The organism is uncultured Oscillibacter sp., from assembly GCF_947654275.1.
Classification (GTDB): Bacteria; Bacillota; Clostridia; order Oscillospirales; family Oscillospiraceae; genus Oscillibacter.
This window is the reverse complement of record NZ_CANTJS010000074.1, coordinates 1-10,292: the sequence shown is the minus strand read 5'-3', so window position 1 is coordinate 10,292 and position 10,292 is coordinate 1. Positions and strand designations below refer to the sequence as shown.

Here is a 10,292-nt window from a genome sequence, read left to right as displayed (position 1 = left end):
GGGGACGCCTTTTCACATCCAGCGGAGACGGTGCTCTGCCGGAAGATCAATTCAGCACTTCTCGAACACGGTGGCAACGCCCATGCCGCCGCCGATGCACAGGGTAGCCAGGCCCTTCTTGGCCTCGGGACGCTTCTGCATCTCGTGGAGCAGGGTGACAATGATCCGTGCGCCGGAAGCGCCCACGGGGTGGCCCAGGGCGATCGCGCCGCCGTTGACGTTCAGCTTGGCGGTATCAAAGCCCAGCTCACGGCCCACAGCGATGGACTGCGCGGCAAAGGCCTCGTTGGCTTCGATGAGGTCAATGTCGTCGATGGTCACGCCGGCCTTGGCCATAGCCTGACGGGAGGCGGGCACGGGGCCCACGCCCATGATCTTGGGATCCACACCGCCCTGGCCCCAGCCAATCAGCTTGGCCATGGGCTTCAGGCCGTACTTCTCCACAGCCTCGCCGGAGGCCAGGATGATGGCGGCAGCGCCGTCATTGATACCGGAGGCATTGGCCGCGGTAACACGCTGCTGGCCCTTGTCCTCGGTTTCCTTCTTGCCGGTCACCTCAAAGGTATGAACCACATCGGGGTTGGGGGACTCGGGGCCCACGGGGAACGCGCCGCGGAGCTTGGCGATGCCCTCGGCGGTAACGCCGGCCTTGGGGAACTCGTCAACCTTGAAGTCCACAACCTGCTTCTTCACCTTCACGGGAACGGGGACGATCTCGGCCTCGAACTTGCCGGCCTTCTGGGCGGCCTCGGTCTTCTGCTGGGAGGCGGCGGCGAACTCGTCCTGCTCCTGGCGGGTGATGCCCCAGATATCATTGATATTTTCTGCGGTGGTTCCCATGTGATAGTTGTTATAGGCGTCCCACAGGCCGTCCTTGATCATGGTGTCCACCAGCTTCTTGTCGCCCATCCGGGCGCCCCAGCGGGCATCCATGGAGGCGAAGGGAGCGGAGCTCATATTCTCGGTGCCGCCGCAGACCACGATGTCGGAATCTCCGGCCAGAATGGAGCGGGCGCCTTCAATCAGGGACTTCATGCCGGAACCGCAGACCATGCCCACGGTATAGGCAGGAACAGAATAGGGGATGCCGGCCTTGATAGAGACCTGGCGGGCGACGTTCTGACCCTGAGCGGCGGTCAGAATGCAGCCGAACATGACCTCATCCACATTCTCCGGCTTCACACCGGCGCGATTCAGGGCCTCCTTGACCACAATCGCGCCCAGCTCCGCAGCGGGAGTGTTTTTCAGACTGCCGCCAAAGGAGCCGATGGCGGTACGGCAGCAGTTCACGACATAAAGATCTTTCATGATAGTCCTCCGTTTTGTAATATTTGGCGGCTCGGCGGGCCGCCGAGGATACAACGGGCGGGACGGAACCCGGATTGCTAATTTTTTGACAACCCGGTAACCGTCCTTCTCTGCATATCATTATAGATAGTTTTTCTACTCCCGTCAATGGTGATTCGTCAGATTCTACAGTTTCGTTAAATCTTTGACAAAACGACCTGAGTTTTCGTCAAGGTGACGAATCTTTTTTCTGCCGGTCTTCCTTTGCGCGGACTCCGGTTTTCTTTCCGGTTCTACCGGGAAGGCTTCTCGGTGCGCAGCGTCCGCAGGGCCTGGTCGAAGGAGGCGGCGTCCAGCCGGTTATAGTCCGCCGTTGTCTGGATGAGGCTTTCCTCAGCCGCCTGCTGGAGCAGCTGGTCAAACCGGTCCCCCGCCGAAACCGGCGTCCCCGCCTCCGGCGGCAGCCGCCGCAGTATGGAAAAACCCTCCTCCGACTCCAGAATCCCCGTGCACTGCCCTTCCTCCAGCGCGGCCGCGGCCTCCTCCAGAGCCGGGGCCAGCGTGCCGTCTCCGGGGAGGAAGGTCCGGGGTCCGGCGGAATCGTCCCCCTCCGCCGCCAAAACGGCGAAGGCCCCGGCCTGGTCCTCCGCGCCGTTGAGCCGGGCAAACAACTCCGCCGCCCTCTGCCGGGCCGCCTCCCGGTCCTCCTCTCCGCTCCCGGCGGAGATCAGAATGCGGTCCACCACCAGGGCCTCCAGGTCCTCCTCCAGAGCCGCCAGGGGGCTGTCCGCCTCCTCATAGAGCCGGAAGAGCTTGCCGTACAGCAGCCCCACTGCCTCCAGAGTCTCCGCCCGCTCCCGGTTCAGCCCCATGCCGGCCAATTCCGCCATGTAGGCCGCCTCGCCGCCATGGGCCTCTGCCTGCTCCTCCCAGCGGGCGGAAAGACCGTCCTCCTCCGTCAGCGCGACGCCGAATGTCTCCGCCCAGTTCTCTACGGCGGCATAGAGGGCCGTGTCCGCCAGGGCCTGATCCTTGGCGTAGTCCCCCAGCGTGCCGCCGGTGACGGGAATGTTCCAGTCCAGAGTCAGACCGGCGTTTTCATACCGGGCCCTCACCTGGTCGCAGGTAAAGGCCAGCCAATAGAGATAGCGCCAGGCGGGAACCTCCCGCCCGTCCACCGTCAGCAAAACCGCCTCCTCATCCACTCCCGCCGCCTGACCCAGCAGTGACGGCCGGGGCGCGTCCCTCTCCCCTCCGCAGCCGCACAGACAGAGCAGACACACCGCGCAGCACAGGGCAATCCCCTTTTTCACGGTTCTCACTCCCCCTTCTCATGGTTGTCCGTCTCCCATACCTATGCGGTACGGCCGGGGGATATGCGGAGGAGCACCCGAAGGGGGTCCCTTTCGCGCGCAAAAAACATGAAAAAGCGCCCCCGCCCTGTCAGCAGGCGGAGACGCTTTTTTCGGTTTCCGGTTTCCGGTTTTCCCTTATGCCATTTTAGCCACCAGTCTGGTCAGCTGCCTGGGGTCGACATCGTCCTCGGTGACCACCTTGGCCTGTTTGCCCACCAGAACATAGAGCCCCAGCAGAGAGCGGGCGTCCAGCATCACCGTGCCGTCGTACAGCCAGACTTCATAGGGCGTTTCGCAGGCCAGCCGGTTGATCTTCTCCACCTGGTCCTTGCTCTTTATATCAATATCTCTAGTCATCGTAAAAACCTCCTTGTGTCATGCTCGTTCCTCAATCAGGAACGGGCATATTTTAGCAGGTTTTCCGAAATGCGTCAATCTCCCGTCTTATCAGAATTGCACAACTGATGTGTACCATTTTTGTGCAATACAACCATTCCAAACCAGTCTGTCTGACGCTCAGCCCTCTCCCACAGCCATGCGCAGCTCCTCCACCAGCCCCACGGCTTCCTCCAGGGCATCGGCGTCCGGCGGCAGCTTCAGCGACAGGGCCGGGTCCTCCCCGGCGGCCACGGTGAGTCGCTGGCGGTATTTTTTCAGGCCGCAGACCCGGACCACCGCCTCCGGGTGGAACCGGGCCAGCTGGAAGCGCAGAACGTCCTTTTTCTGGGAGATGTCCGAGACTCCCGCCCTGGCGGCGGCGGAGCGGAGCAGGGCCACGTCCAGCAGAGCCAGCACGGATTTGGGGGCCTCGCCGTAGCGGTCCAGCAGCTCGTCCAGAAGGTCCGATGCGTCGTCGCTGCTGCGGATAGCGGCAATGCGGCGGTAGAGGTCCATCCGCTGCTCCGAAGAAGGAACGTAGCGCTCCGGAATGTTGGCGTTTACCGTCAGGTCGGCGGAGCACTCGGTTTCTATCTTCCTCTCTTCCCCGCGCTCCTCCAGAACGGCTTCCTCCAGCAGCTTGAGGTACAGATCATATCCCACGCTCATGAGATAGCCGGACTGCTCCGGCCCCAGCAGGTTCCCCGCGCCCCGGATTTCCAGGTCCCGCATGGCAATGCGGAAGCCGGAGCCGAATTCCACATAGTCCCGGATGGCGGAAAGGCGCTTGGCCGCCGTCTCCTGCAAAATCTTGCCCCTCCGGAAGGTCAGATAGGCATAGGCCCGGCGGGTGCTGCGGCCGATGCGGCCCCGAATCTGGTGGAGCTGGGCCAGGCCCATTTTATCCGCGTCCTCGATGACCAGCGTGTTCACATTGGGGATGTCGATTCCGGTTTCAATGATGGTGGTGCAGACCAGTATATCCGCCTCCCCCTCCACCATGGACTGCATGACGGAGGACAGCTCCTGTTCCCCCATTTTCCCGTGGCCGGTAACCACCCGCACCTCCGGCCCCAGCAGCTTCTGAATGCGGGAGGCGGTGGCGTCGATGCTCTCCACCCGGTTATGGAGATAGTAGATCTGCCCGCCCCGGCTGAGCTCCCGGCGCATTGCATCCTCCAGAATGCCCCAATCCTGTTCCATGACATAGGTCTGGACCGGCTGCCGGTCCGCCGGGGGCTCCTCAATGGTGGACATATCCCGGAGCCCCGACAGGGCCATGTTCAGCGTCCTGGGAATGGGGGTGGCGGAGAGGGTCAGCACGTCCACCTGGCGGCTCATCTCCTTCAGCCGCTCCTTATGGGTGACACCGAAGCGCTGTTCCTCGTCAATGATGAGCAGCCCCAGGTCCTTGAACTCCATGTTCTTCTGGAGGAGCTTGTGGGTGCCGATCAAAAGGTCCACGCTGCCGGCGCGGGCGGCCTCCAGAATGCGCCGGGCCTCTCTGGGGGCCGTGAACCGGGAAAGGACCTCAATCTTCACGGGAAAGTCCCGGAAGCGGCTCAGGGCGGTGGTATAGTGCTGCTGGGCCAGCACGGTGGTGGGCACCAGAATGGCGGCCTGCTTGCCGTCCAGCACGCATTTCATCACCGCCCGGAGGGCCACCTCCGTCTTCCCATAGCCCACGTCGCCGCAGAGGAGACGGTCCATAGGCCGGGGCCGTTCCATATCCCTCTTAATCTCCGAGATGGCCCGGAGCTGGTCGTCGGTCTCGGCATAGGGAAAATTCTCCTCAAATTCCCGCTGCCACGGAGAGTCCGGCGAAAAGGCGAAGCCGGGGCGGCGCTGCCGCTCGGCGTAGAGCTTCGTCAGGCCCTGGGCCAGGTCCTTGGCGGCCTTTTTGGCCCGGGTCTTCTGTTTGGCCCACTCGGTGCCGCCCAGCTTGTTCAGCTTCTGCCGGGGCTCCCCGTCCTCGCCTCCGCCGCTGCCGATATACTTGCTCACCAGGTCCAGGGCGGTGGCGGGGACATAGAGGCAGTCGCCTCCGGCGTAGCTGATTTTAATATAGTCCTTTTCCACGCCGTCCACCGGCATCCGCTGGATGCCCGCAAAGCGGCCCACGCCGTGGTGGGTGTGAACCACCAGGTCGCCGGGCTTCAGGTCTGTATAGGACTGAATCTTCTGCCGGTTGGACTCCTTTTTCGGACGGGCCTTCTTCCGCAGCGGTGCGGTGAGCTGGCCTTCGGTCAGCACCGCCAGCCGCAGCGAGGGCCACTCGCAGCCCGCCGACAGGGCCCCCAGCGTGATCCGGGTCTCCCCGGGAGCGGGCATGGCCGCCCCCTTCAGGTCCAGCACGGCGGGAATCCCCCGGTCCTCCAGCATCCGCAGAAGGTTCCGGGCCCGTGTCTCCCCGGCGCAGAGCAGCAGCACGGAGCTGCCATTCCGCCGGTACTGCTCCAGGTCTCCCACGGCGGTCTCCAGACTGCCGCCATAAGAGCTGAGCTGCCGGGCGTCGATGCCCAGCAGACCCCGGGGCCGCAGGGGATGCCGGGAGGTGGGCAGCGCGTCGGCCATGACCACGGGGAAGTCCTCCAGGGCGGCGAAAAATTCCTCTCCGGAGAGAAGGAGTCGGGCGTACTCTCCCGCCAGTATCCCCGCCTCCATCATGGATTCCAGGTCCTGGCGGTTCTGGAGCAGGGTCCCCTTCACCCGGTCGTCCACCCGGCCGCTCTCGCAGAGGAAGACCAGGGCGTTCTCCGGCAGATAGTGGACCCCCGCCGCCGTCTTCGGATAGATTGCCGCCAGATACCGGTCCAGGCCGTCGGGAATGGAGCCGTTTTTCAGCCGCTCCCCGTCCTCCCGAATCCGCTGGGACGCCGAAAGGGTTCTGTCTTTTCCGCCCGTTCCGGCTTTTTCCGTCCCTTCCGATCTTTTCTCCTGTTTCTCAAGCCGCGCAGCCAGAGCCAGCAGCGTTTCGCCCAGGCCCTCCAGCCCCCCTTCGGCGCAGCGGGGCAGCACCTCGGCGGCAGGCAGCAGCAGGGCGCTCTCCGCGTTGGCGGTGCGCCGCTGGGTGCCGGGGTCAAAGAAGCCCATGGAGTCAATCTCGTCGTCGAAGAACTCACAGCGCAGGGGCTGGTCCATCAGGGGAGAAAACACGTCCAGGATTCCCCCCCGCAGGGCAAACTGGCCCACGCCCTCCACCTGCTGGCAGCGGGTGTAACCGGCGGAGAACAGACGGTCCGCCAGCTCCTTCAGGTCCGCCCGGTCCCCGGGCCGCAGGGTCAGCGCCAGGGACCGCAGCAGCTCCGGCGGCAGGGTCCGGGCCATCAGGGCGTCGGCGGTGGCCACCACCGCCTGAGCGTCCCCCCGGGCCATGGCGTACAGCGCCGCCAGGCGGCCCCGCTCCCAGTCCCGGGAGGCCAGAGCGCCGGGCCGGAGCTGCCATTCCCGGGAGAGCAGCAGCACCGGCGGCGCTTCCAGCAGCGTTTCCAGGTCCGCCGCCAGCTGGCGTGCCTCCCCTTCGTCGCCGCAGATGAACACGCCGGGCCGCCCGGCCCGGCAGGTCAGCGCCGCGCCCACACAGGCCCGCTGCACCGGCTGGAGGCCGGTGACGGCGGCGGGGCAGCCTCCTTCCTCCACCCGGCGGAGCAGCTCCGCCAGCTCCGGGATGGTCATGATCTGTTCCAGAAATTGTCTCATGAAAACTCCTCCCGCCTCCGGACCGGAGGGACAGAAACGCCTTTATTCCCCGCCTCTGCTCTCCGGTCCCTCAAACTCAGTTGAAATCGTTCATGGCCCTGGCGCAGCCCTGCTCAATGATGCACTCCGCCGCCAGTATAGCCCGCTGGAAGCTCTCCAGCAGCACCTTCCGTTCCCCCTGGGACGGGACGCCGATCACCCAGTCGATCATGCCCTCTTTGTCCTCCGGGGCCCCGGCGCCAATCTTAATCCGGGGAAAGTCCTGGGTGCCCAGATGGGCAATGATGCTCTTGATGCCGTTGTGCCCCCCGGCAGAGCCGCTGGGCCGGACCCGGAGCTTTCCCACGGGCAGGGATACATCGTCATAAATCACCAGCACATGGTCGGCGGGAATCTTGTAGAACTGGGCCGCCTCCCGCACCGCCTCGCCGGAGAGATTCATATAGGTCTGAGGCTTCATCACCAGACACCGGGCCCCGGCAAAGGTCATGATTTGATACGCGGCCTTGAATTTGACCTTGTTCAGCTTCACGCCCTTCTGCTCCGCCAGCAGGTCCACGGTGAGAAAGCCTATATTATGCCGGGTCTTCTCATACTTGGAGCCAGGATTCCCCAGCCCCGCAATCAGCCACTCCACAGAGGAGCTTTTATTTCCAAACAGCATGTTTCTCCTGCCTTTCCACAGGTATTTATGTCCATGTCCGTAAAGTTCGCAAAGTTCGCAAAGTTCGTAAAAAGCTCCGGACAGCCCGCAGAGGCGGGAAAACACCTTTTCCCCGCCTCGCACGGCAGGCCGCCTTTCCTGTCCGGAGAGGCGGCACGCCTGAAAGGGACCCGTCAGGGGGTCCCTTTCCTATCCTATTTTATTTACAATGCTTCCGCCTTAATCAGATTTTTCCAATCACGGCCTCCGGAGCGCTCCGGCAGCTTTCGCCTGGGCGCGGGTCATGTACAGAGAGGACGCCGGTCAGCGGAACAGCTTGGAGATGGAGACCTCCTGATAGATGCGCTCGATGGCCTCGCCAATCATGGGGGCCACGGAGAGGTATTTCAGCTTTCCGCTGCGGCTGGGGTCCACGGCGGGGATGGTGTCCAGCAGGGCCAGCTCCTGGATGGGACTGGCGTTGATACGGTCAATGGCCGGGCCGGAGAGCACGCCGTGGGACGCGCAGGCGTGGACGCTGCGGGCGCCGTGGTCCACCAGGGCCTGAGCGGCATTGCAGAGAGACCCGCCGGTATCCACCAGGTCGTCAAAGAGGATGCAGTCCTTGCCGGACACATCACCGATGACATTCATGACCTCGCACTGATTGGCCCGCTGCCGCCGCTTGTCCACAATGGCGAGATTCATATGCAGCTTCTGGGCGAAGGCCCGGGCGCGGGACACGGAGCCCACGTCGGGAGACACCACCATCATCTCCTCGCAGACCGCACCGAACTTCTTGGCGTAGTAATCCACAAAAATGGGATTGCCCGCCAGGTTGTCCACAGGAATGTCGAAAAAGCCCTGAATCTGGGCGGCATGGAGGTCCATGGCCAGCACCCGGTCCGCGCCTGCGGCGGTAATCATGTTGGCCACCAGCTTGGCGGTAATAGGGTCCCGGGCCTTGGCCTTCCGATCCTGCCGGGCGTAGCCGAAATAGGGGACCACCGCGGTGATGCGGCCGGCAGAAGCCCTCTTCAGCGCGTCAATGATAATCAGCAGCTCCATCAGATTATTGTTGACCGGCGTGCAGGTGGACTGAACCACAAACACATCGCTGCCCCGGACGGTCTCATACAGGGAGACGAAGATCTCCCCGTCAGAAAAGGTTCCTACCTCGGCCTCTCCCAGCTTTGTGCCCATCTGCTCACAGATCTCCTGTGCCAGCTTCCTGTTCGAGTTCCCGGCAAACACCTTGATATCCTTGCCATGTGCGATCATAACCAAACGCCCTCTTTCTTATATAAATTCATGTTTTGACGTCTCTTTCCCTCCGGCCGTACCGGCAGGCCGCGGATCAAACCGCCCTTCACTCTCCGCGCGTCCGCTCCAGCAGCTCTTCCAGCTCCGCAAGTGTGGACTGCCCGTAAACCGGCAGCCAGCCGGGCACCAGCTCCGCCGCCTGAACGGCGTTGGTCATCCGGACCTTCCATGCCTCCTGAAGCTCATAGCCCGCCGCGGCGTAGGCAAAGCCGGGTCCGGCCTCCGCCATGGGGAACGCCGCCCTGGGCAGCACCAGCACCTTGTCCGGCGTATTCAGAAAGGCCGTCAGATCCGCCCCCTGCTCGGAAACGGTCACATCCGCCTCCGCCGGGAAGCAGGCCCGGGCCTCCTCCGCGAAGCGGGGCCCGGAGACGACAAAAAACCGCTGAACACCGTCAGCCTGTAATTGCCTGCTCACCCAGGTCAGGATGGGACACGATCCTACAGCTTCCAGCATCAGCGGCTTGGCGCCCGCCGGGATGGCGGCGTCCTCTTCAAAAAAACACACGGCTCGCTGCAAGTGACTCATATCTTCCACTCCTCCGCGCGCACCCAGCGCTTATGATATCACAAATGTATTATATCAAACTTTTAGGGAAAATCCAGTGCTTTTCCAGAAATAGTTGTGAAATTTCTTCCAAATCTTCTCTGGTTTCCTGCATCTTTTTGTCACATGCCACAGAAAACCCTTCACGGGGCTTCCTCCGCCGGGGAAAAACCGCCCTCTCCGGGAAGCTTTTCGCAAAGTTTGTCTTCCCTTTCTGTTCAATTTCATAAAAATCGAGATTTTTTCGCAAAAAGCAGTTGAATTTGTCCAGGTAATGGATTACAATACAATTTATTCAGTTCAAAAAAGGAGAGGAGGGTTCTGTGCTTCACGTTGTTCTGGTCGAGCCGGAAATTCCTCAGAACTGCGGCAACATCGCCCGGACCTGCGCCGCCACCGGCTCCCGCCTCCATCTGGTGCGCCCCCTGGGCTTCGACATTTCCCAGGACGCCATCCGGCGGAATATGAAGCGCTGCGGCCTGGACTACTGGCATCTGGTGGAGGTTTCCGACTATGAAAACCTTGCCGCCCTGTTCCGCCGGCACCCGGAGGCCGCCGCCGACCTCTGGCTGGCCACCACCAAGGCCCCCCGGCCCTATGACCAGGCCAAATTTACGGCGGACAGCTGGCTGTTCTTCGGCAAGGAGACCGCCGGACTGCCCCAGGCGTTCCGGGAGCGGTTCCGGGAACGCTGCGTGCGCCTTCCCATGGTGTCCGAGGCGCGGAGCCTGAACCTGAGCAACTCCGTGGCCGTCCTTGTGTACGAAGCCCTGCGCCAGACCGGCTTTTCCGGTCTGCTGGAAGCCGGGGAAATGGCGCGCTCCTGAAGCCTCTCCGGCGGCAGCTTTATCAACTCCGGCGCGGCAGCGCCGAGAAATAAGTTTTTTTAGGAGGAGTCCTGAGATGAATTACAACAAAAAGACCGTCAAAGATGTAGAGGCAGCCGGCAAAAAGGTTTTGCTGCGCTGTGACTTCAATGTCCCCATGGCCAAGGACGGCAGCGGTGTCATCACCGACGACAAGCGCATCCGGGCCGCTCTGCCCACCATCCAGTACCTGC

The 10,292-nt window shown here is 62.8% G+C and carries 9 protein-coding genes; 2 read left to right on the top strand and 7 right to left on the bottom strand.

What is annotated here, in order from left to right:
* Positions 1 to 51: 51 nt before the first annotated feature.
* The 7 genes from Q0063_RS13475 to Q0063_RS13445 all read right to left on the bottom strand — a co-directional run bounded on the left by Q0063_RS13475 (position 52) and on the right by Q0063_RS13445 (position 9,214).
* Complete coding sequence (locus tag Q0063_RS13475) at positions 52 to 1,308, bottom strand: acetyl-CoA C-acetyltransferase (protein ID WP_297872487.1); 1,257 nt, start codon at positions 1,306 to 1,308, stop codon at positions 52 to 54.
* Between the two features lie 272 nt (positions 1,309 to 1,580).
* Positions 1,581 to 2,600, bottom strand: coding sequence for a peptidylprolyl isomerase (locus Q0063_RS13470; RefSeq protein WP_297872486.1), 1,020 nt, complete (start codon positions 2,598 to 2,600; stop codon positions 1,581 to 1,583).
* A 177-nt stretch (positions 2,601 to 2,777) separates the two neighbouring features.
* The gene (locus Q0063_RS13465) at positions 2,778 to 2,999 is read right to left on the bottom strand and encodes a hypothetical protein (protein ID WP_297872485.1); all 222 of its coding nucleotides are present in this window, start codon (positions 2,997 to 2,999) and stop codon (positions 2,778 to 2,780) included.
* Between the two features lie 159 nt (positions 3,000 to 3,158).
* On the bottom strand, positions 3,159 to 6,719 hold the full coding sequence (mfd, locus tag Q0063_RS13460) for a transcription-repair coupling factor (RefSeq protein WP_297872484.1): 3,561 nt from the start codon (positions 6,717 to 6,719) through the stop codon (positions 3,159 to 3,161).
* Positions 6,720 to 6,795: 76 nt separating this feature from the next.
* On the bottom strand, positions 6,796 to 7,383 hold the full coding sequence (gene pth, locus Q0063_RS13455; RefSeq protein ID WP_297872483.1) for an aminoacyl-tRNA hydrolase: 588 nt from the start codon (positions 7,381 to 7,383) through the stop codon (positions 6,796 to 6,798).
* A gap of 303 nt (positions 7,384 to 7,686) precedes the next feature.
* Positions 7,687 to 8,643, bottom strand: a complete 957-nt coding sequence (locus tag Q0063_RS13450) for a ribose-phosphate pyrophosphokinase (RefSeq protein WP_297872482.1) — start codon at positions 8,641 to 8,643, stop codon at positions 7,687 to 7,689.
* Positions 8,644 to 8,731: 88 nt separating this feature from the next.
* The gene (locus Q0063_RS13445) at positions 8,732 to 9,214 is read right to left on the bottom strand and encodes a hypothetical protein (RefSeq protein WP_297872481.1); all 483 of its coding nucleotides are present in this window, start codon (positions 9,212 to 9,214) and stop codon (positions 8,732 to 8,734) included.
* Between the two features lie 341 nt (positions 9,215 to 9,555).
* Between Q0063_RS13445 and Q0063_RS13440 the strand changes: the two genes are divergently transcribed.
* Together Q0063_RS13440 and pgk are read left to right on the top strand one after the other, a co-directional pair.
* Positions 9,556 to 10,059 (top strand): tRNA (cytidine(34)-2'-O)-methyltransferase, encoded by a 504-nt coding sequence (locus Q0063_RS13440; RefSeq protein ID WP_297872480.1) that lies wholly within the window; start codon positions 9,556 to 9,558, stop codon positions 10,057 to 10,059.
* Between the two features lie 76 nt (positions 10,060 to 10,135).
* The coding region (gene pgk / locus Q0063_RS13435) for a phosphoglycerate kinase (protein ID WP_297872488.1) at positions 10,136 to 10,292 on the top strand (157 nt) is incomplete at its 3' end.

Bases quoted from the DNA above. Each gene is read 5' to 3' on its own strand.
- Q0063_RS13475 (WP_297872487.1), bottom strand. From the start codon at position 1,308: ATGAAAGATCTTTATGTCGTGAACTGCTGCCGTACCGCCATCGGCTCC.
- Q0063_RS13465 (WP_297872485.1), bottom strand. From the start codon at position 2,999: ATGACTAGAGATATTGATATAAAGAGCAAGGACCAGGTGGAGAAGATC.
- mfd (WP_297872484.1), bottom strand. From the start codon at position 6,719: ATGAGACAATTTCTGGAACAGATCATGACCATCCCGGAGCTGGCGGAG.
- pth (WP_297872483.1), bottom strand. From the start codon at position 7,383: ATGCTGTTTGGAAATAAAAGCTCCTCTGTGGAGTGGCTGATTGCGGGG.
- Q0063_RS13450 (WP_297872482.1), bottom strand. From the start codon at position 8,643: ATGATCGCACATGGCAAGGATATCAAGGTGTTTGCCGGGAACTCGAAC.
- Q0063_RS13445 (WP_297872481.1), bottom strand. From the start codon at position 9,214: ATGAGTCACTTGCAGCGAGCCGTGTGTTTTTTTGAAGAGGACGCCGCC.